Raw genomic sequence first — 25,332 nt, forward strand, 5'->3', positions numbered from 1 at the left:
TTTTGATGCGCCTGCGCATGGCTGCCCGCTTGGTACGTGGGCTGTTGGTCGCGATATCAGCGACGGGCTTGGCGGTGTCTGCCGCGGCCCAAGACAAGGCTCAAGAGAAAAAGCTCAAGATCGGCGTCATCTACGATCTGACCGGCCCGCTCGCCGGCGGCGGTTCGGAGCTGCAATATACCGGCGCAAGGATCATGCTGGATCAGTACAGCGCGAAAGACGTCGAAGGCTACAAGATCGAGGCGATCTATGCCGATGCTCAGAGCAAACCGGATATCGCCATCAATGAAGCGATCCGTTTGATCGAGCAGGAAAAGGTCGACATGCTGCTCGGCTTCTTCTCCTCGGCGCAATGCGTGCCAGTGGCAGCGCGGGTCGAGCAGCTGAAGAAGTTCATGTGGATCACGACCTGCATTTCGTCGGCGGTGCTGGAGAACAAGAACTACAAATACGTGTTTCGCCCGCAGGCCTCCGGCGACCAGTTCGGCATGATGACGATGGACTTCATCGCGCAGAATGCGAAGGAAAAGCTGGGCAAGGACCCGAAGGACCTGCGGGTCGCCATCATCCACGAGGACGGCGCCTACGGCGTCGACGTTGCCAAAGGCAACGAGGCCGGTGCCAAGAAGGCCGGTTTCAACATCGTGCTCAGAGAGGGCTATTCGGCGACGGCCCCGGATCTGTCTGCGTTGGTCACCAAGCTGAAGCGGGCCAAGCCGGATGTGGTGTTCCATACCGGCTATAATCCCGACATCACCCTGTTGCTCCGGCAAGCCCGCGAACAAGGGCTGAAGTTCGGCGCACTGGTAGGACATGGCGCCGGCTACGGGGTCTATGAGAAGCTGAAGGAAGGCCTGGGCGCCGACGTAAACTATGTCTTCAACACCGATCCGATCTCGATCTGGCTCGCCAACCAGAAGAGCATGGATCCGAAGCTGCCGCCGATCATCAAGGCGGTCGGCGAGGAGTTCGACAAGCGCAAGCCGGGTGTCGCCATCCGTTCGGCCCATGTCGGCATGGCTGCGTCCAACACCTATTTGTTCCTGAACGACGTGCTGCCGCGAGCGATCAAGAAGTATGGCGGCGTAGATCCCGACTCCCTGCGCAAGGCAGCACTGGACACCGACATACCCGAAGGCGGCACCATGCTCGGCTTCGGCGTCAAATTCCACGGCGAGGGTTCGCCAATGGCCGGCCAGAACGAGCGCTCGTTCCCGGTCGTGATCCAATACGTCGACGACAAGTCCTATGTGGTGTGGCCCAAGAGCCAAGCGCAGCGCGAGGCCGTGCTGCCGCTGCCCAAGGGCACCACCTATAGCAACCAATAGCGGGGTTCTGCGGTGTTGGAAGTCAGCGGATTGGTGAAGCGGTTTGGCGGCTTCACCGCCGTGAACAACGTCTCGTTCCGGGTCGATCAGGGTGAGATCCTCGGCCTGATCGGTCCCAACGGCTCGGGCAAGAGCACGATCTTCAACATGCTGTCCGGCACGCTGGCGCCGACCTCCGGATCGATCCTGTTCGCCGGGCACGAGATTGCGGGCCTTGCGCCGCACCGGATCATCAACAGCGGCATCGGGCGGACCTTCCAGATCCCGCGGCCGTTCCGCCGCCTCAGCATTTTCGAGAACGTCGCGCTTGCCGGCTTCTACGGCCAGGGCCGCCACAGCCGCGCCAAGGCGGAGGAGGCGGCCGAGCGGTCGCTGGCGATGGTCGGCCTGCCGACCGATCGCCATGCTAGTGTCGATGGGCTTGGCGCAGCGGGGCTGAAGAAGCTGGAGCTGGCGAAGGCGCTCGCCACCGCGCCAAAGCTATTGCTCGCCGACGAGAGCCTCGGCGGTCTCGACGAGGCCGAGATGGACCAGGCTGCGGACATGCTGCGCAACATCCGCGACGAGCTCGGCATCACCATCATCTGGGTCGAGCACATCATGGGCGTCCTGATGCGCGTGGTCGACCGCGTCATGGTGCTCGATCACGGCGAGAAGATCTCGGAAGGCCTGCCGAGCGCGGTCGCGGGCGATCCGCGCGTCATCGAGGTCTATCTCGGCACCGACGCCGAGACCACGCAGGCCGCGGCCGCCGAAGCGCGCCGCCGCGCAGGGGGCTAGGTGATGCTGGAGCTTCGCGGCCTCAATGCCGGCTATGGCACCTTCCAGGCGCTGTTCGACGTCAACCTCGACGTGAAGGCCGGCGAAGCCGTCGGCGTGATCGGCCCGAACGGTGCCGGCAAGACCACCCTGATGCGCGTCATCTCCGGCCTGATCCGTCCCTCGCGCGGATCGATCAGGATGGAGGGCGTCGACCTCGTCGCGACACCGTCGCACAAGATCGTCAGCCTCGGCATTGCGCATGTGCCGGAGAACCGGCGGCTGTTTCCGCAGCTCACGGTCGACGACAATCTCAAGATGGGTGCCTTCATGAAGGAGGCGCGGGACCACTACGCCGAGCGGCTGGAGGTGGTGTTCGACCTGTTCCCCCGCCTGAAGGAACGCCGTCACCAGATGGCCGGAACCATGTCCGGCGGCGAGCAGCAGATGTGCGCCATCGGCCGCGCGATGATGTCCAATCCGAAACTGTTGCTGCTCGACGAACCCTCGGCGGGGCTCGCGCCGGTGGTGGTGCAGCAGGTGTTCGAGCTGGTGAAGCGGATCCGCGCCAGCGGGCTGACGGTGCTGATCGTCGAGCAGAACGTGCAGCAGGTGCTGAAGGTGGTCGATCGCGCCTATCTGATCGAGGCGGGCACGATCCGCGCGTCCGGCACCTCGGCCGAGATGCTGGCGAGCGACACGGTCAAGGAAGCTTATCTCGGGGTGTGAGGGGCATGCAGGCGTTCCTGGACGTATTCGACATCTACCTGCTGGAGGCCGTCATCAACGGCATCTTGCTCGGCGGCGTGCTGGCGCTGCTTGCGCTCGGGCTCAACCTGATCTTCGGCGTCATCGACGTGACCTGGATCTGCTACGCCGAGCTCGTCATGATCGGCATGTACGGCATGTATTTCATGGTGCAGTATTACGGCGTCAGCTATTTCGTCGCTGCCCCGCTCACTATCATGCTGGTCGCCGTGCTTGGTGCGGCGCTGCACTACCTCGTCATTGCGCCGCTGCTGACCGCGCCACCGATCAATCAGCTGCTCGCGACCGGCGGGGTGCTGTTCGTGCTGCAGAGCTTTGCCACCGTTGCCTTCGGCATCGACTTCCGAAATCTCGGCATCCGCCTGCCGGTGCTCGCCTTCGGCGACATGAATTTCAGCTACGCACGACTGCTTTCGTTCGCCGCCGCGCTGGTCGGCATGGTCGCGGTCTATCTGTTCATGACGCGCACCTTCACCGGCACTGCGATCCGCGCCATCTCACAGGACCGCCAGATCATGGCGCTGATGGGCGTCGACACCAAGCGGATCTACTTGATCACGTCGGCGCTCGGCGGCGCGCTCGCCGGCCTCGCCGCCTGCCTCTTGGTGCTGCAATACGACGTGCATCCCTTCGTCGGTCTGTCCTTCGGGCCAATCACCTTCCTGATCTGCGTGCTCGGCGGCCTCGGCAATTTCATCGGCGGCTTCATCGCCGCCTTCGTGTTCGCCGAGATCATCTCGCTCGGGGGCCTGTTCTCCGACCTCGAATGGGGCTATGTGCTGGCCTTCGCGTTCTTCATCGTCATGATGTTCATCCGGCCCGCGGGCCTGCTTGCGAGGCGCCGATGATGGGGCAGGGGCGGCTTGCTGCATGGGGCGTGGGGCTGGCGGCGCTGGTCGCGCTGCCCTTCGTCTATCGCGATCCCTATCATCTGCACATCCTGGTGCTGATCCTGATCTGGTCGTTCGCCTATACGTCCTGGTCGATGATGGGGAGGTTCGGCCTCGTGTCGCTCGGCCATGGCGGCTTCATGGGGATCGGCGCTTACGTTACCGCGCTGTTGTGGAATCACGCAGGATTGTCGCCCTGGATCGGCATTCCCATCAGCATGGCGGCGGCCGGTGCGCTGGCGATGATCGTCGGCTATCCCTGCTTTCGCTTTCGTATCACCGGGCATTATTTCGTGCTGGTGACGCTGGCGCTGTCAGGCATCGTGCTCCAGGTCATCACCGCGACGCGCGACTATACCGGCGGCTCGCTCGGCTATACCCCGAACCGCGCGTCCGGCAACAGGCTGCTGGCGCTGCAATTCGACGACAAGACCACCTGGTACCTGATCGCGCTTGCGGTCTGGCTGTTCGGCATCGTGGTCTGGCACTGGGTCGACCGCAGCATGGCGCGTTATGCGCTGGAGGCGATCTCCGAGGACGAGGATGCCGCCGCCGCGGCCGGCGTCGACGTCACCGCCGAGAAGCTGAAGATCACGCTGCTCAGCGCGCTGATGACGGCGCTGGCGGGCGCGATCTACTGCCAGTACCAGATGTTCATCACGCCCGACACGGTCAGCGGCATCGCAGTCTCGCTGCAGATGGTGTTCGCCGCGATCGTCGGCGGGCTGTTCGTCTCGCTAGGTCCGACCGTCGGCGCCATCATCACCATCCTGCTGGCGGAAACGCTGCGCATCGGTTTCGGCACCAAGGCGGTCGGCTGGGATAATCTCGTCTACGGCGTGCTGCTCGTGCTTTTCATCATATTCCTTCCCAAGGGCATCCTTGGTAGCTTGCTCGACCGATTGAAGTTGCAACGCAAGGTGCCCCGCGCTCATGAGCAAAAAGCCGTCCAAGTCGCTCGCCCAGGAGCTTGACCGCTACATCACGCCGTTTCGCTACGATGGCTCGGGCAAGTTTCACCTCAAGGACCACAAATCCGACGAGAGGGGCGATCTCGACAAGGAGAAGGCGCTCGCGATCCTCGATGCCAACAAGAAGCGGCTGATCGCGTTTCAGGAGAAGCTCTACGCGCAGGACCGCTGGTCGCTCCTGATCGTATTCCAGGCGATGGACGCCGGCGGCAAGGATTCTGCGATCAAGGCGATCTTCGAGGGCATCAATCCGCAGGGCTGCGAGGTCACGGCCTTCAAGGCGCCGAGCAGCAAGGAGCTCGACCACGACTTCCTCTGGCGTCATGCAGTCGCGCTGCCCGAGCGCGGCCATATCGGCATCTTCAACCGCTCGCATTACGAGGAATGCCTGGTGACGCGCGTACACCCGGAGATTCTCGCCAAGCAGAAGCTGCCGCCAAGGCTCGTCACCAAGAACATCTGGAAGGAGCGGTTCGAGGACATCTCCGCCTTCGAGCGCTATCTCTGCCGCAACGGCACCGTGGTGCTGAAGTTCTTTCTCAACCTGTCCAAGGAAGAACAGCGCGAGCGTTTCCTCGCGCGGCTGGACGATCCGGCCAAGCAGTGGAAGTTCTCCATGGACGACATCAGGGAGCGCGCGCTGTGGCCGCGCTACCAGGCGGTCTACCAGGACATCGTCCGGCACACGGCGACGTCCCATGCGCCCTGGTATGTCGTGCCCGCCGACCACAAATGGTTCGCCCGCGTCGTGATCGGCTCGGTGATCAATGCCGAGCTGGAAAAGCTCGACCTGCGCTTCCCCCGTGCCGACAAGGCCTCGCTGGAGGAGTTCAAGCAGGTGCGCAAGGCGCTGGAGAAAGAAGGCACGGGAGGCAAGAGGCAAGCAAAGTGACAGCCGGCGGGACCACGAACTGCAAGAACGTCAACTTCGCGCTCCAGGGCGGCGGTGCGCACGGCGCCTTCGTGTGGGGCGTGCTCGACCAGGTGCTCGAGGACGGCAGGCTCGCGATCGAGGCGATCAGCGCGACCAGTGCCGGCGCGATGAATGCGGTGGCGATGGCCTCGGGCATGGCGCACGGAGGCGCGGAGGCCGCGCGGGAGAGCCTGCACGCATTCTGGTACGAAGTCTCGCGCATGGATATGGCGTACGATCTGATGTCGCCGCTGAACCAGTGGATCCAGGCCCTGAAGCTGCCGCCGGAATATCATCCGGTCCATGCCTTCATCCATACGCTGACGCATACGCTGCCGCCGAACCTGCTCAATCCCTTTCATTTCAATCCGCTCCGCGCGCTGCTGCAGCGCGTGATCGATTTCGACCGGCTCAATTCCTCGCCCGAGGCGCCGCAGCTGTTTCTGAACGCCACCAACGTCCGCACCGGCAAGATCAAGGTGTTTCAGAGCCCGCTGCTCACGGCGGACACCGTGCTCGCCTCGGCATGCCTGCCGCCCTATTTTCAGGCTGTCGAGATCGATGGCGAGCATTACTGGGACGGCGGCTATCTCGGCAATCCCGCGATCTATCCGTTGATCTACCGCAAGGGCAGCCACGACGTCGTCATCGTGCAGGTGACGGCGATCCGGCGCGACGAGCTGCCGGCCAGTGCCGCCGATGTCCTCCACCGCATCAACGAGATCAGCTTCAATTCGTCCTTGATGCGCGAGATGCGCGCGATCGCTTTCGCCACCCGGCTGATCGACGACGGCGAGCTCGACAGCAACAAGCATAGCCGCATGTACATGCATTGGATCGGCAACGACGCGCTGATGTCGCAGCTCGGCACGGCCACGCAGTTCCACCCCGAATGGAGCCTGTTGTGCCGCCTGCGCGATGAGGGCCGCGCGGCGGCGCGCAACTGGCTGGCGCGAAACTTCGACCAGATCGGAAAGGCCTCGACGGTCGACCTGGCGGAGATGTTTCTCTAGTTGGCCGGGTGGCCATCGACCAAAAGTGCGAAAACAACCCCATGCACAGTAGCTGGGCATAGCGGAATCAATGGCTTATCGGCTCCCATCATCCGCGATGCGGATTTCACGAAATTCGTTTGCATCGTCGGGCAAAACAGGGGCATGATGTCACCATGCCGGCTGCCTTCGGAAATCCCTCACTTCGCGCGGAAGCGATTTGCACGGCGGAACTCGGATCGTCAAATGTGATCGTCAGATCATTGATCCCGCTTGACAGTTTTGCGACGCAGGAGGAGCATCATAGCGGTCGCAAACAAGCGACGCGCAACGTCCACCTCATGAGCAAGGGGAGGTCTATGACACCACCTCCGCAAATCCAGCCGCGTTAATTGCGATGGAGCTCGTTCGGACTATCGCATAGCGGCGGAAACCGCGAACGGCACGCCGGGACAAGGTTTAGCGGGCTGCATCAGTGAGGCAAAGCCCCTACCTTCCCGGCGCTGTATTTTGATCGTGTCGGATGGCCGTGAAGGCCGCCGCACCAATTTTTTTTGACACCCCGCTCGTCTCAATCCTGCTGGTTGATCCGCAAACGGGTCTTTGCGCGCACTGACGGAGACATCAGCTCCCGATCCTGCATTGCGGCAAATGCCAAGAGAATGTCGTCCCAAAGGCCAACTTCCGACACAGGCTGGGGGCGAATAGCGCCGATCCGACATGACGGATGTGCTTCGGCGGTGACGGCCACGCTACCTGCGAGCACATTCACTTTTCCAGGGAATCTGCGTGTCGCAAAAGCTTGTCCCGGCGCTTCTCGCCGCTCTTTTCCTTGCAATCTCTTCTCTCTCCTGCGCCCGCGCCGATGCGCCGTCCGCGAACGGTGCCGCGGCGCTATCGCCTGACGAGGCGAAGCGTGCGTTGGACACGCTTCAGGACGACAAGAAGCGCGCGCAGATGATCGATACGCTCCGTGCAATCGCCAACGCGTCTGGTTCGCAACAGGCCGCGCCGCAGCCGAATTCGCCGATCCCGCTTTCGGCCGACGGCCTCGGTGCGCAGCTCATGCTGACGGTCTCGGAGGAGATCGGCGAAATCTCGCGTGAGATCGCCGGCATCGCGCGGACGCTCACGCACTTTCCGGCGTTCTACTACTGGATCGTGCGCACCGCGAACGATCCCGCGGCTTACAATCTTCTGCTCGAGATCGCCTGGAAGCTTGCGCTGGTGCTCGGCTGCGCCCTCTTGGCCGAATGGGTGATCTTCCGCCTGATCCGCCGGCCGGTCGCGTTCCTGGAGGGACGCGTGCCGCAAACCGCGCGCCTGCCGGCACCCGCGTTGCCGCTTGCCGATCCGCCATCGTCAGTCGCCGACGTTACGCCTGCACCTGAAATGCAGGAGCGACGTCACAGCCTTGCGCGGGTCTGGCAGATCATGCTGCGCCTGCCCTTCGTGTTCGGCCGTTTCGTGCTCGAGCTGCTTCCCGTGCTCGTCTTCGTCGGCGTCGCCACCGCGCTGCTCGGGACGGAGATTGGAGAACCGACAACCGTCCGCCTCGTGATCCTCGCCGTCGTCAACGCCTATGCGTTCTCGCGCGGGCTCATCTGCCTGGTCCGGGCGCTGGCGGGGCCGTTCGGCTTGTTTCCGGTGCGCGCGGAGACCGCCGCCTATGTCGAGATCTGGGCACGCCGCATCGTCGGCGTCGGCGTCTCCGGCATCGCCTTTGCCAATGTGGCGCTGCTGCTCGGCCTGCACCGCGCCGGCTACGCCGCGCTGCTGCGCATGGTGATGCTGGTCGTGCACCTCTTCATCGCCGTCATCGTCCTGCAATGCCGCCGCCAGGTCGCCGATGCCATCCGCGCCCCGGCCGAGCGGCAGGGGATCGCGGCTCGTTTGCGCAACCGCGTCGCCGGCGGCTGGCACTATCTTGCCATCGCGCTCGACCTCGCGCTCTGGGCGGTGTGGGCGCTCAACATCCGCAACGGCTATTCGCTGCTGCTGCAATATTTCGTCGGCACCATCGCAGTGGCGCTGGTCGCACGTGTCGTCATCATGCTGACGCTGAGCCTGATCGATCGCGGTTTCCGCATCAAGCCGGAGATCCTCCAGCGCTTTCCCGGCCTCGAGATCCGTGCCAACCGCTATCTGCCGCTGCTCCGCAGGATCGTATCCGGCGTGATCGCCTTCATCGGTTTCGTGGCGGTGCTCGAGGTCTGGGGCGTGGACGCGATCGTCTGGTTCTATGGCGGCCAGATCGGCAGCCGGCTGATCTCGGCCGTGGTGACCATTGGCCTTGCCGTGCTCATCGCCGCGGCGATCTGGGAAGCCAGCAATGCGCTCCTAGACCGCCAGATCAATACGCTGTCGCGGGACGGGCACTATGCCCGCGCCGCGCGGTTGCGCACCTTCCAGCCGATGCTGCGCACAGGGCTGCTCTGCCTGATCGCGACAATCGTCGGCCTCACCGCGCTCAGCGAGATCGGCGTCAACGTCGCGCCGCTGCTGGCGGGCGCCGGCATCGTCGGCATTGCGATCGGCTTCGGCTCGCAGAAGCTGGTGCAGGATCTCATCACCGGCCTGTTCCTGCTGCTGGAGAATACGGTGCAGGTCGGCGACAGCGTCAGCGTGTCGGGGTTGTCGGGCGTCGTCGAGAACGTCTCGATCCGCACCATCCGTCTGCGCGCGGGCGACGGCGCCGTGCACATCGTGCCGTTCAGCGCAGTCACAACCATCACCAATGCCAGCCGCGGCGCCGGCAATGCTTCGGTCAGCGTCAACGTCGCCTACAAGGAAGACACCGACCGCGCCGGCCAGATCCTCAAGGACATCGTCGATGAGATGCGCCGTGAAGCGGACTTCCGCGCGCTCATCCGCGGCGACCTCGAGCTGTGGGGCGTCGACAAAGTCGATGGCGCGATGGTGTCGATCGTCGGGCAGATCCGCTGCACCGAGGCCGGCCGCTGGCCGGTCCAGCGCGAATTCAACCGCCGCATGAAGCTGCGCTTCCAGCAGAACGGGATCGAGGTCGCATCGCCGGTGCAGACCATCCTGATGCACATCGCGCCGCCGGCGGACAGCGCTGCCAATCTGACGCCCCGGCGGGCGGCGGGATAAGCAGTCCCAAATTCCGGCCTGCCTTTATTTGGGTCCGCCAACGCGCGCCCCGGTTGGCGCGTTAAACCTTTTCGCGCGCAAGTGCCAGGCGTTTGCAAAATCTGCTGCGGTGCGAGATCACGATCGCGGCCGGAGTCTCCTTGATCTCGATTGAACGCTGGCCGACAATGGTCGTGGTTCAATAAGAAACTCCTTGGGGGAATCGTGAATAGACCTGCTCGGGTCAGCGCCCATTCGACATCATCCGACACCGCGCACGGCATGACGCTGCTGCGCGACCCCCTGCTCAACAAGGGCACGGCCTTCACGGAAGCAGAGCGCGCCGCACTCGGCTTGCGCGGCCTGTTGCCGCCCTGCGTGCTGACGATGGAGACCCAGGCTCAGCGCGTGCTCACCAATCTGCGCACGCTGCCGACGGACCTGGAAAAATACGTTGCCCTGAACGCGCTGCATGACCGCAACGAGGCGCTGTTCTTCCGCGTCGTCGTCGACAATATCGACGAGATCCAGCCGATCATCTACACCCCGACGGTCGGGCTTGCCTGCCAGAAATACGGCCTGATCTTCCAGCGGCCGCGTGGCATGTTCATCTCCTCGCGCGACCGCGGCCAGATCGCGGAGATCCTGAAGAACTGGCCCTACCAGGCCAGGCTGATCGTTGTCACCGACGGCGAGCGCATTTTGGGACTTGGCGATCTCGGTGCCAACGGAATGGGCATCCCGGTCGGCAAGCTATCGCTCTATTCGGCCTGCGCCGGCGTGCATCCGGAAGCGTGCTTGCCGATCGTGCTCGATGTCGGCACCAACAACGAAGAGCTGTTGAACGATCCCTATTATCTCGGCCTGCGCGAGCGGCGGTTGACGGGCGAGGCCTATGACAGCTTCGTCGACGAGTTCATGCAAGCCGCGCGCAAGACGTTCCCGGGCGTGCTGATCCAGTTCGAGGACTTCGCCAATCATTCGGCGTTCAAGCTGCTGCACAAATATCGCGACGAGGCTTGCGTCTTCAACGACGACATCCAGGGCACCGCGGCGGTGGCGCTCGCCGGCCTGTTCTCGGCTCTGCGCATCTCCGGCGGCAAGCTGAAGGATCAGAAGATCCTGTTCCTCGGCGCGGGCGAGGCGGCGACCGGCATCGCCGACCTCGTGGTCTCCGCCATGATGGCGGAAGGCGCGTCCGAGGCGGACGCGCTTCGCCGCAACTGGCTGGTGGATTCCCGCGGTCTCGTCGTCAGCGGCCGTGAAGGCCTTTCTGGCCATAAGCTCCGCTATGCCCATGCCGGTCAGGCGCCGATCGCCGACTTCCTCACCGCCATCAAGACGCTGAAGCCGACGGCGATCATCGGCGTCGCCGCGGTCGGCGGCGCCTTCACGCCCGACGTGCTCAAGGCGATGGCCGAGCTCAACGAGCAGCCGATCGTGTTCGCGCTCTCCAACCCGACCTCGAAAGCCGAGTGCTCGGCGGAGGATGCCTATCGCTACACGGAGGGACGCGCGCTGTTCGCCTGCGGCAGTCCGTATGATCCGGTCAAGCTCAACGGCCGCAGCTTCGTGCCGCGCCAGGGCAACAATTCCTACATCTTCCCGGGCGTCGGCCTCGGCGTCATCGCCAGCCGCTCGCGCCTCGTGACCGATGAGATGTTCATGGCGGCGGCCCACGCGCTCGCCGATTGCGTCGGCAAGGAGGACCTCGCTCAGGGCAGCCTCTATCCGGCACTGCCGCGTATCCGCGAGGTCTCCGTGCGCATCGCGGCGGCGGTTGCGGATGTGGCCTATCAACGCGCGCTCGCCGACGGACCCGCGCCCAATGACGTGAAGGCTCTGGTCCAGTCGCAGATGTACGAGCCGAAGTACTAGAGATCGGGCCGCGCCGAAACCCGCGGCTCGCGGGCCGTATCGGGCTGATCCTTCGCCGATCTGTCCCGATTCTGAACAGGTCACTGTGGTGGAATCGCCACAGCTGGCGCGAAACGAAGGCGGCCCCAGAGCCGCTTTTGTTCCGACAAGGTTCTGCCCTCATTGCCCACCGAAACTTGGGGTTGTTCGGAGGGCGCATCATGTCTCGCATTGCAAGTGCCGAAACTGCCCGGATGTCGCTGGCGAGCTCGAGCCGGTTATTGCTCGCGGTCTTGGGCGCCGCATCGCTCGCTGCCTGCTCGCAATCGCCGGTCGGCCGTCAGAAAGCCGATCTCGCCGGAACGACCCGGCAAGCCGCGGTCGAGCGCCCGCACCGGGTGGCGGCGCTGCATCCACGCCCGATCAGCCGGGCGCGCGTCCCCGCCCGCGACGCAAAGCAAACCGCTTCGCACGGCATCGCCAGCTTCTATTCGGATACGCAGACCGCGAGTGGCGAGAAGTTCGACAGGAACGAATTGACCGCGGCGCATCCCACCCTGCCGTTCGGCACCAAGCTGCGCGTTACCGAGACCTCCTCCGGCCGTTTCGTTACGGTCAGGGTCAACGATCGCGGGCCCTTCGTGCGCGGACGCGTGGTCGACATCTCGCCGTCGGCCGCCGAGGCGCTCGGCATGGTCGACAAGGGCATTACCAATGTCAGGCTCGAAGTCGTGCAATAGGGCGCCACGCGTCGCGACCGTGCGGGCGCGCTTAACCGGCTGTTAGCGGCTTCTCAAGCACCATAGCTGTCCGCACAATTCGGGGCTTTGGGGGAGGCGACGCTTGAACACGATCCAGCATCTCGAAGATCAGGCTGCGCGCGCCGAGCGGCTCGCCAAACGGATCACGGATACGCTGACGATCGAAAAGCTGCTGACCTTCGCGGGCGAACGCCGCCGCGAGATCGAGGTCATCGCCGGCAAACGCCGCCGCAACTAATGCGCGATGCGATCAGGTTTGATTGCTACAAGGGAGGTGCACTCCCTCTCCCGCAAGCGCAGGGCTATCGGATATGACTTGTGGCGGCGGCCTGCGCGCACGCCTCGTCCTTCGAGACGGCGCTGACGCGCCTCCTCAGGATGAGGCTAATCAGCATCAGTGCTCGTTGAAACTGCTGCCGCGCACTCCGCCCTCATCCTGAGGAGCCCGCCCAAAGCGGGCGTCTCGAAGGATGGCCGCAGAGAAAAACTCCCAAATGCGATAGTCATTCCCGCAAGCAGGGAGGGAGCGCACCTCCGTCCTTTTCGGCAAGTGAGCTTCATTTCATCGCGCTTTGGGAATGGCTTTCGATGAAGTCGCTGAGATAATCGGGGAGCTCTATTCCATAGATGTCGCAGCGTGCGCGGATCTCGCCGGCGACGTCGCACGAGATATCCTTCATCCAGTGCTCGAGCGTGTTGAACGAGATCACCTTGATCGGGTCATTGAAGCAGCCGGCGACGAGCTCGCCGATCGTGGTGTCGAGATCGCTGCGCTCGATGCGGATTTCTGTCGCCTCGTCACGGCGATCAACCACCACGAACAGGGTCTGGTCCGCTCCGTAAGGCACGATCGGTGATGATACGCCGGCGTCAAACATCTCGAGGCGCTCACGTCATTGCTTTGATCCCTGACAACGGGAAGAACCGGAAGAAGGTTCCTGCTCGCACGCTTGTGAAGGGCGTCAGAGAAATTCTCTCAAGCGCGACAGCTCGAGGACGTGTTCGGGGGAGAGGATCTCGGTGACGAGCGGCGGCTGCGCTACGGTGCGGATCTCGTAGAGGTGCCGGGTCGTCGCCGGTTTCTGCATGAAAGCCGAGATGCAATCGTCGAGCGTGCCTTCGATGAGCTGGTAGGGCTCCCGGTCAGGCTGGCGCTGATTGGCAAGTGATGGCCATTTATGCAGCACCGCAAGCGCGCCGAAATTGACCTTTGAATCCCCGACCACGTCCCCCATCGCCCTGCCTCACGCAAAACACGACCCCAGCACACGTGCTCGCGTGCCGGGGCCGATACACCTATCGCTGCACTCAATGCCACAGACACCGAACGCGGCAGCCGGGAAAAGGTTCCCGGCCGCCTCGTGGCTGAATCAGCTCGCGGCGGCCGCGATCTCGTGCCGCGGGCTGGCGTGACCATCTCCTTGACCGTCACTGCTGCCGACCTTGGGCGGCAGTCCGGCGAAGCGCCGCAAGGCTTCCGCCATCTGCACCCGTCCCGACACGCCTGTGATCACCACGTCCACCATCGCAAAGGACGAGTGGAAGTGGCCGCGCGCCTTCAATTGCTCGACCGGCACGCCCGCTGCGGCCATTGCCTCGGCATAGGCGATGCCCTCGTCGCGCAGCGGATCGAACTCGCAGGTGACCACGAGGGCCGGCGGCAGGCCGGCAACCTTGCCGCGCAGCGGGGCGACCCGCGGGTCGGTGCGGTCCGCCGGCGAGCAATAGAGGTCCCAGAACCAGTACATCAGCGAGCGCGTCAAGAAGTAGGCGGTCCCATTTTCGTTGTAGGAGGGCCGATCGAAGCTGCAGTCGGTGACCGGGCAGACCAGAAGCTGGCCGGCGATGGCTGGCCCGCCGCGGTCGCGCGCGAGCTGGCAGGTGACGGCGGCGATGTTGCCGCCGGCGCTCCAGCCTGCAACCAGCACCGGGCCCGGTCTGCCGCCGAGCTCGGCGGCGTGCTCGGCGATCCAGCGCGTGGCCGCATAGCCGTCCTCGGCCGCGGTCGGGAAGCGATGCTCCGGTGCGTGGCGATAGCCGACGCTGACGAACATCATGCCGGTCCGCCGCACCATGTCGCGGCAGAACGGCTCGTCCGATTGCTCGTCGCCAAGCACCCAGCCGCCGCCGTGGAAATAGACCACGACCGGATGCGGTCCCGGCGTTGCCGGCTTGTAGACGCGGTAGGGCAACGCACCGTCGGCGACGGGCAGGGTGCCGTCGACGATCTCGCCGATCGGCCGCCCCGCAGGCCGGCCCTTGTTGAACTCGTTGACGAAGGCGCGGGCGCCGAGCGCGCCCATCGACTCGATCGGCGGCAGGTTGAGCGAGGCGAGCAGGTTCAGCACCAGCCGCACGTCCGGCTGCAGGCGCACCACCTCGCCGTCATTGCATTGGACGGCGCCATCGGGGCCGGTGAGCTTGAAGCCGAGCATGCCGCGGCTGACCACCTCATCGCAGATGCTGCGATAAGGGCCGACGCCGCCGGTATAGGGCATCAGCCCCTGCACCTTGCCGGGCACGTTGGCGCCGGTGTACCAGGTGTTGGCGAGCCGGTGCAGCGTCAGCATCGAGCAGTCGGCCATGTGCCTGTTCCAGCCGGCCTGCGCCGTCTCGGTCGGCTCGATCGTGGTGAAGCCGGCATCGCGCAGCGACGCAAGGCGATCGACCACCCAGTCGACATGCTGCTCGATCGACACCGCCATGTTCGACAGCACCGACGGGCTTCCGGGTCCGGTGATCATGAAGAAGTTCGGGAAGCCCTCGACCGTGAGGCCGAGATAGGTCTGCGGTCCCTGCGCCCAGACATCGGACAGCGACTTGCCACCGCGCCCGGTGATCGGATGCACGGCACGGATCGCGCCGGTCATGGCGTCGAAGCCGGTTGCGAAGACGATGACGTCGACGTCGAAGCTGCGGCCGTTCGTGGAAATGCCGCTCGCGGTGATCGCCTTGATCGGCTCCTTGCGCAGATTGACCAGCGTGACGTTCGGCCGGTTGTAGGTTGCGTAATAATTGGTCTCGAGGCAGGGGCGCTTTGCGCCGAAAGGATGGTCGTCCGGCATCAGCGCCGCGGCGGTCTCGGGATCCTTGACGGCGACGCGGATCTTCTCGCGGATCAGGTCCTGGACGATCTTGTTGCCGTCGACGTCTACGGCCTGGTCGGCCCAGAGCTGCGTCAGGATGTGGACGAGGTCGCCGGCCGCCCAGGCGCGCTCGAACCGCTCGCGACGCTCGGCATCGCTCAATTGCCAACTCACGACCGTCTGCTGCGGGTAGGGCACGCCGGCCATCGACTGCCGCGCCTGCTCGCGATAGGCCGCGCGGTCGCTCTGCAACAGGCTCATGCGGTCCGCGGGCGCAGGGCCGTTATGCGCCGGCAACGCGAAATTCGGTGTGCGCTGGAACACCGTCAGATGCGCAGCCTGCTCGGCGATCACAGGGATCGACTGGATCGCCGAGGAGCCCGTGCCGATCACGGCGACGCGTTTTCCGGTGAGATCGACGCCGTCATGCGGCCAGCGCCCGGTGAAATAGACCTCGCCCTTGAAGTCCTTGACGCCGTCGATCTCCGGCGGCTTTGGCGCGGAGAGGCAACCGGTCGCCATGATGTAATGGCGGCAGGAGACGGGTGGCCCATTGTCAGTGGTGATGAGCCAGCGCTCCGACGCTTCGTCCCATCTGGCTTCGGTGACCTTGGTCTTGAAACGGATATCGCGGCGCAGATCGTAGCGATCGGCGACGAAGCCGAGGTAACGCAGGATCTCGGGCTGGGTCGCGTATTTCTCCGACCAAGTCCAGGCGGTCTCGAGCTCCGGATCGAACGTGTAGCTGTAATCGATGGTCTGGATGTCGCAGCGCGCGCCCGGATAGCGGTTCCAATACCAGGTGCCGCCGACATCGCCGGCCTCGTCGAGCCCGACTGCCGAGAACCCCGTCTTGCGCAGGCGATGGAGAAGGTAGAGGCCGGCAAATCCGGCGCCGACCACGGCAACATCGACCTGCTGAGCGGTTCCGCGCCCATCGGAAGCACGTGTGGCAACCATTGCGTCAGGCATGGTATTCCTCCCGGATGTCTTGTTTTGGCGGCAGGCTATCGCCGCAGGCTCAGCTTGTCATTACAGCGAGTGCAATCTTAGGGTGGTCGTTTGCGGCGGCTTCGTGACCGCGCGAAGGTTGCGGCACCACACGCACCGCGATGCACCATGGCCGTGATCGCCCGGGGTAATCAGCCATCGTCCTTCTGTGTATGCTTGCGCTTACAAGCCACGCGTACCGCCCGGGCGTCATGACAGAGTTGAGTGAGCGAACCAGAGCGAACATGGACGTCGTCCTCGAGCAGACGTGCCGGCAACTGCCGCATGGCGGCGATCACGACAGCCGCAGGTTCATCGCCGAGCGCCTGATCGAGGCGGCACGGGCGGGCCACTCCACCCTGGGCGAGCTCGGCATCGTCGCGCGCCACGCGCTCGCGGAGCTGATTGGCAAAGGCGGTTAGGCTCAAGGCGCGCGAGGGTTGCCTCGCCGACGGCTTCGGACATAACCTGCCAAAACCCTTCATCGAGATCGTTGCGAAGATGCGGGCCCTGCTTGCATTCGTTGCGGCTATTGCAGTCCTGTGTGGCGCCGGCCCGGCCCTCGCCCAGTCGGTCGGGCAGTTTCCATTCGCGCTGACGCGTGAAGGGCAGATGCTCGGCGCCGTGGAAGGCGAGGTGGCCTCGTTCAAGGGGCTGGCTTACGCGGCGCCGCCGCTCGGCGCGCTGCGCTGGCAACCGCCGCAGCCGACGACCGAAAGCTCGGAGATGCGCACCGCCTACGAATACGGCGCGCCGTGCCTTCAGCCGGCGCTGCCGGCGGCGAGCGAGGATTGCCTGACGCTGAACGTGTTTCGTCCTTTCGGGGTCGACGGCCCGTTGCCGGTGATGGTGTTCATCCATGGCGGCGCGTTCGTCACGGGCACCGCGAACGATGCGCTGTTCGTTGGCGCCAAGCTGGCGCAGGCGGGCCTCATCGTGGTCACCGTGAATTATCGCCTCGGCGCGCTCGGCTGGCTCTCGCATCCCGCGCTGTCGGACGCCGGCTCCGGCAATTTCGGCCTGATGGACCAGATCGCCGCGCTGCACTGGGTGCACGACAATATCGCGGCGTTCGGCGGCGATCCTGATAACGTCACGTTGTTCGGCAGCGATGCAGGCGCGACATCGATTGCGCTGCTGATGCTGTCCGCGCAAGCGCGCAATCTGTTCCACAAGGCCATTCTGCAATCGGTGCCCGGCCGCGCGCGCCTGCGTTCGGCGGAAGAGGCGGAGGCCATCGGCCGGCTCTTCGTGGCCGCGCTTTCGCCGAAGACGGATCTGCGCGCGGTCGAGCCGCGGCGCCTGCTGGCCGCCGAGAAACAATTGCTGGAGACATCGCCGCACAGCTTTGCACCGATGATGGATGGACGTCTCGCGACCGAGGACCTCGCCGCGGGCTTTGCGGCCGGACGCCAGAGCCGCATTCCCCTGATCATCGGCTCGAACGAGGACGAGACCGGCCTGGAGAACGAGACCGCGATCAAGGGGGAGCTTGCGCCGCCGGGCGCGGGCGACGGCGAATTGCGCAAGCTCTATCCCGATCTCACCAGACCTTCGGATCTCGCGGCAAGAATCTACACCGACAAGGTCTTTTCCGAGCCGGTGCGGCTGCTGGCACGTCTGCACGCGGCAGGCGGCGCGCCGACCTTTCGCTACCGCTTCGCCTATGTGCCGGAGGCCAGGCGCGCCAATCCGGACGTCGGCCACGGGCGCGAGCTGCAGTTCATCTTCGGTACGGAAGGCGTGCCCGGTGCGGGCATCCTGTCGCGGCGCGACCGCGAGGTCGCAGGCCGCATGCGCGCCTATTGGATAAACTTCGCCCGAAGTGGCGATCCCAATGGTCCCGACCTACATGGTCCCGACCTGCCACGCTGGGACGCAGCCAGCGGCGATCGCCTGCTGCTGATCACGAACGACGGCATCGCGAGCGGCGACGATCCGATCGCGGATCGTCTCGACCGGCTCGCAAATGAGGGCAGGAGATGAAGCGGATTTAAGCCGCGAGCTCGACGCGCGGCGCCGGGCTGAGCCGGTCTTCCTCCAGATAATCCATCGCGCCGTCCTTCTCGACGGCATAGAACTGCTGGCCATCCCGCGACTTGAAGGCGGCGCGGACGACACCGCGGCGGCCCTTGTCACTGTTGACGACGTCCCCCAGCGCAAACTTCCTCATCGTACGTCTCACTTGTCTTCAGGCCGACTGCTTCGGCCCAGCGGGGATTCTGGGCGGCAAATCGTTAACGACTTGCTAACCATGCCGCTTTGCCTATGCTCATCGCCGATCGTGCGGACCGCTCGCACGTGCCTGTTGTCAACGAGACGAGCCGATGACGCGACTTCCGACCCTGTTCCTGTCGCATGGCGGCGGCCCCTGGCCCTTCATGGAGGACAGGCGGGTGCAATATGCCAAGACCGCCGAGGCGTTCGCGAACTTGCCGCAGCTTCTGCCCGAGAGGCCGAAGGCCGTGCTGGTCATCACCGGGCATTGGGAAGCCGACGCCTTCACGGTGTCGACCTCGCCGCATCCACCGATGGTCTACGATTATTACGGTTTCCCCGAGCATACCTACCACATCAAATATCCGGCGCCGGGCAAGCCCGAGCTTGCCGCGCAAGTGAAGGCGCTGCTCACGCATGCCGGCCTCGATTGCCGCGAAGATCCCGACCAGGGTTTCGATCACGGCACGTTCGTTCCGCTCGGGCTGATGTATCCGAATGCCGACATGCCGATCGTGCTGCTGTCGCTGAAGTCCAGCTATGACGCGGCCGAGCACGTCAAGGTGGGGCAGGCGATCGCATCCTTGCGCGACGAAGGCATCCTGATCGTCGGCAGCGGCCTGACCTATCACAACATGCGCGGCTTCAACCGTCCGGAGTCCAAGCCCGTCTCGTATGATTTCGAGGCCTATCTGAACGAGGCGATCAGCAACCCCGATGCGGCGCGCCGCAATGCCATGCTGGTCGATTGGGAGAATGCGCCGAGCGCACGCCTTGCACATCCGCGCGAGGACCATCTGCTGCCGCTGATGGTGGCGGCCGGTGCTGCGGGAAGCGACGTCGGACGGCGCGTCTTCGTCGACGAGGTCGCGCATGTGGCGATGGCCTCGTATGTGTTTGGATGAATTCTTCTACCCTCTCCCCTTGTGGGAGAGGGTGGATCGCCGCGAAGCGGCGAGACGGGTGAGGGGTCTCTCTCCGCCGGAATCTCGCGCAATGAACTCGTGGAGCGAACCCCTCATCCGGCGCTTCGCGCCACCTTCTCCCACAAGGGGAGAAGGAAGAGGAGCGTCGCAACTTCACCCGTATCTCAGCTTCATCACCAGGATGCCGCCGGCGAGCAGCATGGTGACGGCGTTCGAGGCGATCAGGGGGGCATCGCCCGAGAGCAGGCCGTAGATGAGCCAGAGCGCGAGGCCCAGCACCATCACCAGGAACATGCCGAGCGAGATGTCGCCGGTGGAGCGGGTCTTCCATACCTTGATGGCTTGTGGCGCGTAAGCGACGGTGGTGCAGGTGGCGGCGGCAAAGCCGATCAGCTTGATCATGAGCGGGTCCATGCGCGCTCTATAGCATGGATTCGACGACGGTCACGCTTCGGGCGGCAGTCTGCGCGCGCCTCGTCCTTCGAGACGGCGCTTGCGCGCCTCCTTAGGATGAGGCTCAGCAGGACCGAACTTGTTGCCGCGTTCTCCGTCCTCATACTGAGGAGCCCGCTGGAGGCGGGCGTCTCGAAGGATAGGCTACGAAAGCCACTATCAAACGCGACCGGCTTGCAGACTCACGCGCGCGCCTCCATGAGGCTGCGGTACAGCGAGGCATAGTCGCCGGCGCGATTACGCCAGGAGACGTCGGTCGCAAGGCCGCTGCGTTGCAGGCGGCGCCAGGTCAGCTTGTCGTGGAAGGCGGTGTTGGCCTTGCGCAGCGTGCCGGCGAGGGCATCCGCCGTCACGGGGGCGAATTTGAAGCCGGTGGCATCGTGGCCGGACGCGTCGGCCTCGCCGATATCGACGATGGTGTCTTCGAGGCCGCCGACGCGCGAGACGATCGGCACGGCGCCATAGCGCAGCGCGCAGAGCTGGGTTAGGCCGCACGGCTCGAAGCGGGACGGCACGATCAGCGCGTCCGAGCCGGCCTGGATCAGGTGCGCCAGGATTTCGTCATAGCCGATCACGACGCCGATCCGGCTTGGATTGGCGCGGGCCGCGGCCTGGTAGCCATCCTGCAGATCGCGGTCGCCGCTGCCGAGCAGCGCGAGCTGCATGCCTTCCCGCAGGATGGTCGGGATGGCCTCCATCAGGAGATCGAGCCCCTTCTGCCACGACAGCCGGCTGATGACGCCGAGCAGCGGCGCTTCGTCCGAGGAATCGAGGTTGAACTGCTGCTGCAGCACCGCCTTGTTCGCGGCCCGGAAGGTCAGGTCTTCCGCGCCGAAGCGGTAGGCGATGTGGGGATCGGTTTGCGGATTCCAGACCTCGGTGTCGATGCCGTTGAGGATGCCGCTCAGCACGTTGGATCGTTCACGAAGCAGGCCGCCGAGGCCCATGCCGCCTTCGTCGCTCTGGATTTCCTTCGCGTAGGTCGGCGATACCGTGGTGATACGATCGGCAAGGCTCAAGCCGGCCTTCAAGAAGCTGATGCCGCCGAAATATTCCAGTTCGTTGACGTTGAAGGCATGCCAGGGCAGGCCGATCGATCCGATCAGCTCAGGGGCGAACTTGCCCTGGTAGGCCATGTTGTGGATGGTCATCACGGTGCCGGGCCGTGGACGATTGTCGTAGTGCAGATAGGCCGGCGCGAGCCCCGCCTGCCAATCGTGGGCGTGCACGACATCGGGCACGAAGGCCGGCACGAGGCCGTGGCCGATATCGGCCGCCACGCGCGACAGCGCGGCGAAGCGCACGCCGTTGTCTGCCCAGTCGACGCCGTCAGTGGTGACATAGGGGTTGCCTGGCCGCGCATAGAGATGCGGCACGTCCAGCACGAACAGATCGAGCCCGGCATGCGAGCCCGCCAGCAGCCGGCCGGGGCCGCCGAAATAATCCGGCCAGCGCCGCAGTTCCTCTGTGCCGGACAAAAGGCGCATCACGTCGGGATAGCCCGGCAGCAAGGTGCGCATCTCGACGCCATGGGCCTTCAGCGCAACCGGGAGCGCGCCGGCGACGTCTGCGAGGCCGCCGGTCTTGACGAGGGGATAGACTTCAGAGGCGACCGCGAGGACGCGAACAGGCGTCATGTATTGAGCCTGTCGATCATCGGCTGGGTGATCAGCGAGATGCCCTGCTCGGTGGTGCGGAAGCGCTTTCCGTCGAACTCGGGATCCTCGCCGACGACGAGCCCTTCCGGGATCTCGACGCCGCGGTCGATCACGACGTTCCTCAAGCGGGCGCCGCGGCCGACACTCACGTAAGGCATGATCACGGCATTCTCGACATTGGCGTAGGAGTTGATGCGCACGCCGGTGAACAGCAGCGAGCGGCGCAGCGACGCGCCGGAGATGATGCAGCCGCCGGAGACCAGCGAGCTCACCGCCTGGCCGCGCCGGCTCTCCTCGTCATGGACGAATTTCGCCGGCGGCGTGATCTCAGCATAGGACCAGATCGGCCAGGCGCGGTCGAACAGGTCGAGCTCGGGCACCACGTCGGTGAGGTCGATATTGGCGGCCCAATAGGCGTCGACCGTGCCGACGTCGCGCCAATAGGCGCGAGTGTCGCTGCCGGAGCGGACGCAGGAGGTCGAGTACTGGTGCGCCATCGCGCGGCCGTTCTTGACCAGGTAGGGAATGATGTCCTTGCCGAAATCGTGGTTCGAGTTCGGGTCCTCGGCATCGCGCTTGAGCTGATCGAACAGGAATTTCGCGTCGAACACGTAGATGCCCATGCTGGCGAGCGAGACGTCCGGCTTGCCCGGCATCGGCGGCGGATCCTTCGGCTTCTCCAGGAACTCCTGGATCCAGCCGTTCTCGTCGATATGCATGATGCCGAAACCGGAAGATTCGGTCCGCGGCATTTCCAGGCAGCCGACGGTGACGTCGGCGCCGCTCTCGACGTGCTGGCGCAGCATCACCTCGTAGTCCATTTTGTAGATGTGGTCTCCGGCCAGCACGACGATGAAGCGGCAGGCGTGGGATTCGATGATGTCGATGTTCTGGTACACCGCGTCCGCCGTGCCGACATACCACATGCTCTCGGAGACGCGCTGGCTGGCGGGCAGGATGTCAAAACTCTCGTTGCGTTCGGGGCGGAAGAAGTTCCAGCCCATCTGAAGGTGCCGGATCAGGCTGTGCGCTTTGTATTGGGTCGCCACCGCGATACGGCGGATGCCGGAGTTCACCGCGTTCGACAGCGCGAAATCGATGATGCGGGACTTTCCGCCGAAATAGACCGCCGGCTTGGCGCGGCGGTCGGTCAGCTCCAGCAGGCGGCTGCCGCGTCCTCCGGCCAGGACAAACGCCAGCGCCTGACGGGCAAGCGGCTCGGGTCTCGCGGCACTCATGTGATCCTCCCACAACTCTGGCGCTCGCGAGAAGCCTCCCGGCCGCGCACATTGGAACCGATAGTAATGGCACGAATAGTAAATCGTGAAGGTGGTTGTTGGTTGCGAATGCACGGGAAGCTTAATGCCTTGCCGGGGTGATCGGGCCTCAGCCACCGTCGCGCGGCTGTCACAGGCGATGACGTCGCCGGGCACCGGTTGATCAGAACGGAGGCAAGCGTCTTGTGCGGTGCACGCAAACTCCAGGCTTTGAAATTCAACGCTTTGACTTGGCGCAAGGATGTCCGATCATGACGCTGCGATCCTTTTTCCAAGCGAAAGGTCAGACAGGGAGTAGGACGATGAGGATCTGGAAGACGGCGATTGCCTGTTCATTGGCCGGGGTGGTCATGGTGGCCCAGATCGGGCAGGCCACGGCGGCCCCGATGCCGACCAACGTTGCGACGATGAAGGCTGCGGCCGGTGACAATGTCACACCGGTGCATTGGCGCGGCAGCGGCTGGGGCTTTGCCCTGGGCGGTCTCGCAGCCGGCGCGCTCATCGGCGGCGCCATCGCCGCGGGGTCTCCTTACGGCTACGGCTATTATGGCCGGCCCTATTATGGCGGCTACGGCTATGGATATCCGGGCTACGGCTATGGTTACGCCCCCGCCTATTACGGCGGCTACGGCTACGCACCGGTCTATCCGCGATATTATCGGCCGTACCGTCCGTATTACAGCTATGGCTATTACCGGCCGTACCGGGTTTATCACCGCCCGTTTGGTGTCTACCGTCCCTACTACCGCGGCTACTGGTGAGACCGCGCGGCTAGAATGACAGCCACACGATCAGGCTCATGCATGCAACATGCATGAGCAGGATCGCGGCGAGATGCAATGGGCCTGGCCTGAGGCGAAGCCTGCGCATTCGGCGGCCCTTTGCCATGTTGGATTTTCCTGTGGCCGTGAACATGGTGCTCTCCCTCCCCCGCTTGCGGGGGAGGGTCGGGGAGAGGCTGTTTCCGCGAGCGCGAACCCCCCAGAGGAGAAAGCCCTCACCCGGCGCGTTGCGCCGACCTCTCCCGCAAGCGGGAGAGGTAAAGCGGGCACCGCGGCTCCGTTCGAAGGTCATATCGTTTAGTTCGATCCCGCGGCCGCAGCCGTGAAGCTGCGGTCGACGGCTTTGCTGACGTCGAGCTTCTTCGGCAGGATGCCGTAGCGCGTCGCGCGGTCGGAGGCTTCCTGCACCTCCTTGACCACGTTCTCGTCGATCACGATCGGGCCGGTGCGCTGCGCGGTGTAGGCCGACAGCAGCACGTCCTCGGGCAGCTTGGTCAATTCGGCCGTGTTCTTGGCGTATTCGGCGACATGGTCCAGCGACCACAGTCGCGCCTTGTTCAAGCGCTGCACCAGATCCTGCACCGCCGCGCGCTTGGTGGTGATGGCGTTGTCGGAGGCGACGATGAAGGTGATGGTCGGCGTCAGCCCTTCGCCGTTGGCGATGACGCGAGCCTTGTCCTTCAACGTCGCGAACGAGACGTAGGGCTCCCACACCGCCCAGGCGTCGATCGAGCCGGCGAGCAGCGCGATCTTGGCATCGACCGGGCCGAGCGGCGCGAAGGTCGCATCCTCCAGCTTGATCGCTGCCTTCTCCAGTGTCGCATCGATCAGGAACTGGCCCCAGCCGCCGCGTGTGCCGGCGAGCCGCTTGCCCTTGAGGTCGGCCGCCGACTTGATCGGCGAATCCTGACGCACCAGGATAGCCTGCGTCTTCGCATCCGAGCGCGTGCCGCCGATCGCCTTGATCGGCGCGCCCGCGGCATAGACCGAGAGGAACGAGAGATCGCCGGTGTAGCCGACGTCGAGCGCGCCGGCATTGAGCGCTTCGAGGATCGGCGCGGCCGCGGGGAATTCCGACCATTCGATTCTGTAAGGCAGGTCCTTCGCATAGCCGGAGATTTCGAGCAGCGAGCGATTGCCGCCCTTCTGGTCGCCGACGCGCAGCACGACAATGTCGGCGGCGAGCGATGCGGCAGCGGTCGATAGCGTGATGGCGGCGGCGAGCAGCGAGGTGGCGAGCCGGCGTGTGATGGAATGGTCGTGAGAGTTGATGCTCATTGGATCCGTCTTGTTGCGTTGCTCACGATGCGTGAGCGAACGGTGCAGCGAGACGATCAAGTCTATGAGCGCGCGGTGCGCCGTCAATGAAATGGCCAACCGTATTGTGCGTGCTTCAGGCAATGACGTTTCAGCGGGCCGGCGCTTCGAGAATGCGCAGCGTGCGCGGCAGACGCTGCACAGGGATGCAGCAGGCGATGGAGTCGCGGTTGACCCTGCGTGCCTATGCATCTGCGAAAATCCTTTCATCGCTTGCCCATGCGCGGATGGAGAGAATGTCTTCCCTTCGCGCAACATTCGAAAATCCATTTCATTGACGATGCCGCGAACGCG

Annotated in this window: 23 protein-coding genes; 15 read left to right on the forward strand and 8 right to left on the reverse strand. The window is 64.6% G+C overall.

The features are described 5' to 3' along the window. Window positions 1–5: 5 nt before the first annotated feature. The 11 genes from GA0061099_RS27215 to GA0061099_RS41395 all read left to right on the forward strand — a co-directional run bounded on the left by GA0061099_RS27215 (window position 6) and on the right by GA0061099_RS41395 (window position 12,570). Window positions 6–1,328 (forward strand): ABC transporter substrate-binding protein, encoded by a 1,323-nt coding sequence (locus GA0061099_RS27215; RefSeq protein WP_036006653.1) that lies wholly within the window; start codon window positions 6–8, stop codon window positions 1,326–1,328. A 12-nt stretch (window positions 1,329–1,340) separates the two neighbouring features. Further along, a complete protein-coding gene (locus tag GA0061099_RS27220) occupies window positions 1,341–2,108 on the forward strand; it encodes an ABC transporter ATP-binding protein (RefSeq protein WP_036037489.1) in 768 nt (255 codons plus the stop codon). 3 nt (window positions 2,109–2,111) lie between these two features. Further along, entirely contained in the window at window positions 2,112–2,816 is a 705-nt protein-coding gene (locus tag GA0061099_RS27225; RefSeq protein ID WP_036025019.1) for an ABC transporter ATP-binding protein, read from the forward strand. Between the two features lie 5 nt (window positions 2,817–2,821). After that, window positions 2,822–3,703, forward strand: a complete 882-nt coding sequence (locus tag GA0061099_RS27230; protein ID WP_036025021.1) for a branched-chain amino acid ABC transporter permease — start codon at window positions 2,822–2,824, stop codon at window positions 3,701–3,703. Continuing rightward, complete coding sequence (locus GA0061099_RS27235; protein ID WP_036025024.1) at window positions 3,700–4,719, forward strand: branched-chain amino acid ABC transporter permease; 1,020 nt, start codon at window positions 3,700–3,702, stop codon at window positions 4,717–4,719. The genes GA0061099_RS27230 and GA0061099_RS27235 overlap by 4 nt, the downstream gene beginning before the upstream one ends. Continuing rightward, complete coding sequence (locus GA0061099_RS27240; protein WP_074448137.1) at window positions 4,679–5,608, forward strand: polyphosphate kinase 2 family protein; 930 nt, start codon at window positions 4,679–4,681, stop codon at window positions 5,606–5,608. The genes GA0061099_RS27235 and GA0061099_RS27240 overlap by 41 nt, the downstream gene beginning before the upstream one ends. After that, a complete protein-coding gene (locus GA0061099_RS27245; protein ID WP_036025026.1) occupies window positions 5,605–6,642 on the forward strand; it encodes a patatin-like phospholipase family protein in 1,038 nt (345 codons plus the stop codon). Before GA0061099_RS27240 ends, GA0061099_RS27245 begins: the two co-directional genes overlap by 4 nt. A 768-nt stretch (window positions 6,643–7,410) precedes the next feature. After that, complete coding sequence (locus tag GA0061099_RS27250; RefSeq protein WP_036025029.1) at window positions 7,411–9,735, forward strand: mechanosensitive ion channel domain-containing protein; 2,325 nt, start codon at window positions 7,411–7,413, stop codon at window positions 9,733–9,735. A gap of 204 nt (window positions 9,736–9,939) precedes the next feature. Beyond that, window positions 9,940–11,592: an NAD-dependent malic enzyme gene (locus GA0061099_RS27255; protein WP_074448138.1), complete on the forward strand. Its 1,653-nt coding sequence runs from the start codon at window positions 9,940–9,942 to the stop codon at window positions 11,590–11,592. Window positions 11,593–11,792: 200 nt separating this feature from the next. Continuing rightward, a complete protein-coding gene (locus tag GA0061099_RS27260; protein ID WP_036025042.1) occupies window positions 11,793–12,311 on the forward strand; it encodes a septal ring lytic transglycosylase RlpA family protein in 519 nt (172 codons plus the stop codon). A 103-nt stretch (window positions 12,312–12,414) separates the two neighbouring features. Then, window positions 12,415–12,570, forward strand: a complete 156-nt coding sequence (locus GA0061099_RS41395; protein ID WP_167361678.1) for a hypothetical protein — start codon at window positions 12,415–12,417, stop codon at window positions 12,568–12,570. A gap of 319 nt (window positions 12,571–12,889) precedes the next feature. Here GA0061099_RS41395 and GA0061099_RS27265 read toward each other — a convergent pair whose 3' ends face one another. The 3 genes from GA0061099_RS27265 to GA0061099_RS27275 all read right to left on the reverse strand — a co-directional run bounded on the left by GA0061099_RS27265 (window position 12,890) and on the right by GA0061099_RS27275 (window position 16,390). After that, window positions 12,890–13,210: a hypothetical protein gene (locus GA0061099_RS27265; RefSeq protein ID WP_036006679.1), complete on the reverse strand. Its 321-nt coding sequence runs from the start codon at window positions 13,208–13,210 to the stop codon at window positions 12,890–12,892. A gap of 84 nt (window positions 13,211–13,294) precedes the next feature. Then, window positions 13,295–13,567: a hypothetical protein gene (locus GA0061099_RS27270; RefSeq protein ID WP_036006682.1), complete on the reverse strand. Its 273-nt coding sequence runs from the start codon at window positions 13,565–13,567 to the stop codon at window positions 13,295–13,297. A 135-nt stretch (window positions 13,568–13,702) separates the two neighbouring features. Then, the gene (locus GA0061099_RS27275) at window positions 13,703–16,390 is read right to left on the reverse strand and encodes a flavin-containing monooxygenase (protein WP_036025030.1); all 2,688 of its coding nucleotides are present in this window, start codon (window positions 16,388–16,390) and stop codon (window positions 13,703–13,705) included. Window positions 16,391–16,581: 191 nt separating this feature from the next. On the opposite strand from GA0061099_RS27275, the gene GA0061099_RS27280 reads away from it, so the two are divergent. Next, window positions 16,582–16,830, forward strand: a complete 249-nt coding sequence (locus GA0061099_RS27280) for a hypothetical protein (RefSeq protein ID WP_036025032.1) — start codon at window positions 16,582–16,584, stop codon at window positions 16,828–16,830. 79 nt (window positions 16,831–16,909) lie between these two features. Then, window positions 16,910–18,394: a carboxylesterase/lipase family protein gene (locus GA0061099_RS27285; protein ID WP_036025044.1), complete on the forward strand. Its 1,485-nt coding sequence runs from the start codon at window positions 16,910–16,912 to the stop codon at window positions 18,392–18,394. Window positions 18,395–18,401: 7 nt separating this feature from the next. On the opposite strand, the gene GA0061099_RS27290 is transcribed toward GA0061099_RS27285, so the two are convergent. Next, on the reverse strand, window positions 18,402–18,581 hold the full coding sequence (locus tag GA0061099_RS27290; RefSeq protein ID WP_036006694.1) for a hypothetical protein: 180 nt from the start codon (window positions 18,579–18,581) through the stop codon (window positions 18,402–18,404). 154 nt (window positions 18,582–18,735) lie between these two features. Here GA0061099_RS27290 and GA0061099_RS27295 point away from each other — a divergent pair, with 154 nt between their 5' ends. Beyond that, a complete protein-coding gene (locus GA0061099_RS27295) occupies window positions 18,736–19,530 on the forward strand; it encodes a DODA-type extradiol aromatic ring-opening family dioxygenase (protein WP_036006697.1) in 795 nt (264 codons plus the stop codon). A gap of 174 nt (window positions 19,531–19,704) precedes the next feature. On the opposite strand, the gene GA0061099_RS27300 is transcribed toward GA0061099_RS27295, so the two are convergent. The 3 genes from GA0061099_RS27300 to glgC form a co-directional block, all read right to left on the reverse strand. Then, window positions 19,705–19,965, reverse strand: coding sequence for a SemiSWEET transporter (locus GA0061099_RS27300; protein ID WP_036025033.1), 261 nt, complete (start codon window positions 19,963–19,965; stop codon window positions 19,705–19,707). A gap of 221 nt (window positions 19,966–20,186) precedes the next feature. Next, window positions 20,187–21,641: a glycogen synthase GlgA gene (gene glgA, locus GA0061099_RS27305; RefSeq protein ID WP_036025034.1), complete on the reverse strand. Its 1,455-nt coding sequence runs from the start codon at window positions 21,639–21,641 to the stop codon at window positions 20,187–20,189. Further along, window positions 21,638–22,900 (reverse strand): glucose-1-phosphate adenylyltransferase, encoded by a 1,263-nt coding sequence (gene glgC, locus GA0061099_RS27310; RefSeq protein ID WP_036006706.1) that lies wholly within the window; start codon window positions 22,898–22,900, stop codon window positions 21,638–21,640. Before glgC ends, glgA begins: the two co-directional genes overlap by 4 nt. Before the next feature lie 341 nt (window positions 22,901–23,241). Between glgC and GA0061099_RS27315 the strand changes: the two genes are divergently transcribed. Beyond that, entirely contained in the window at window positions 23,242–23,700 is a 459-nt protein-coding gene (locus GA0061099_RS27315; RefSeq protein WP_036006709.1) for a hypothetical protein, read from the forward strand. A gap of 318 nt (window positions 23,701–24,018) precedes the next feature. Here the strand turns inward: GA0061099_RS27315 and GA0061099_RS27325 are convergent, their stop codons facing one another. Beyond that, window positions 24,019–24,999 (reverse strand): ABC transporter substrate-binding protein, encoded by a 981-nt coding sequence (locus tag GA0061099_RS27325; protein ID WP_036025047.1) that lies wholly within the window; start codon window positions 24,997–24,999, stop codon window positions 24,019–24,021. Between the last annotated feature and the right edge of the window lie 333 nt (window positions 25,000–25,332).

The sequence above is a fragment of the Bradyrhizobium yuanmingense genome (assembly GCF_900094575.1).
Classification (GTDB): Bacteria; Pseudomonadota; Alphaproteobacteria; order Rhizobiales; family Xanthobacteraceae; genus Bradyrhizobium; species Bradyrhizobium yuanmingense.

Bases quoted from the DNA above. Each gene is read 5' to 3' on its own strand.
- GA0061099_RS27215 (WP_036006653.1), top strand. From the start codon at position 6: ATGCGCCTGCGCATGGCTGCCCGCTTGGTACGTGGGCTGTTGGTCGCG.
- GA0061099_RS27225 (WP_036025019.1), top strand. From the start codon at position 2,112: ATGCTGGAGCTTCGCGGCCTCAATGCCGGCTATGGCACCTTCCAGGCG.
- GA0061099_RS27230 (WP_036025021.1), top strand. From the start codon at position 2,822: ATGCAGGCGTTCCTGGACGTATTCGACATCTACCTGCTGGAGGCCGTC.
- GA0061099_RS27235 (WP_036025024.1), top strand. From the start codon at position 3,700: ATGATGGGGCAGGGGCGGCTTGCTGCATGGGGCGTGGGGCTGGCGGCG.
- GA0061099_RS27240 (WP_074448137.1), top strand. From the start codon at position 4,679: ATGAGCAAAAAGCCGTCCAAGTCGCTCGCCCAGGAGCTTGACCGCTAC.
- GA0061099_RS27260 (WP_036025042.1), top strand. From the start codon at position 11,793: ATGTCTCGCATTGCAAGTGCCGAAACTGCCCGGATGTCGCTGGCGAGC.
- GA0061099_RS27265 (WP_036006679.1), bottom strand. From the start codon at position 13,210: ATGTTTGACGCCGGCGTATCATCACCGATCGTGCCTTACGGAGCGGAC.
- GA0061099_RS27270 (WP_036006682.1), bottom strand. From the start codon at position 13,567: ATGGGGGACGTGGTCGGGGATTCAAAGGTCAATTTCGGCGCGCTTGCG.
- GA0061099_RS27275 (WP_036025030.1), bottom strand. From the start codon at position 16,390: ATGCCTGACGCAATGGTTGCCACACGTGCTTCCGATGGGCGCGGAACC.
- GA0061099_RS27280 (WP_036025032.1), top strand. From the start codon at position 16,582: ATGCTTGCGCTTACAAGCCACGCGTACCGCCCGGGCGTCATGACAGAG.
- GA0061099_RS27285 (WP_036025044.1), top strand. From the start codon at position 16,910: ATGCGGGCCCTGCTTGCATTCGTTGCGGCTATTGCAGTCCTGTGTGGC.
- GA0061099_RS27290 (WP_036006694.1), bottom strand. From the start codon at position 18,581: ATGAGGAAGTTTGCGCTGGGGGACGTCGTCAACAGTGACAAGGGCCGC.
- GA0061099_RS27295 (WP_036006697.1), top strand. From the start codon at position 18,736: ATGACGCGACTTCCGACCCTGTTCCTGTCGCATGGCGGCGGCCCCTGG.
- GA0061099_RS27300 (WP_036025033.1), bottom strand. From the start codon at position 19,965: ATGGACCCGCTCATGATCAAGCTGATCGGCTTTGCCGCCGCCACCTGC.
- glgA (WP_036025034.1), bottom strand. From the start codon at position 21,641: ATGACGCCTGTTCGCGTCCTCGCGGTCGCCTCTGAAGTCTATCCCCTC.
- glgC (WP_036006706.1), bottom strand. From the start codon at position 22,900: ATGAGTGCCGCGAGACCCGAGCCGCTTGCCCGTCAGGCGCTGGCGTTT.
- GA0061099_RS27315 (WP_036006709.1), top strand. From the start codon at position 23,242: ATGAGGATCTGGAAGACGGCGATTGCCTGTTCATTGGCCGGGGTGGTC.
- GA0061099_RS27325 (WP_036025047.1), bottom strand. From the start codon at position 24,999: ATGAGCATCAACTCTCACGACCATTCCATCACACGCCGGCTCGCCACC.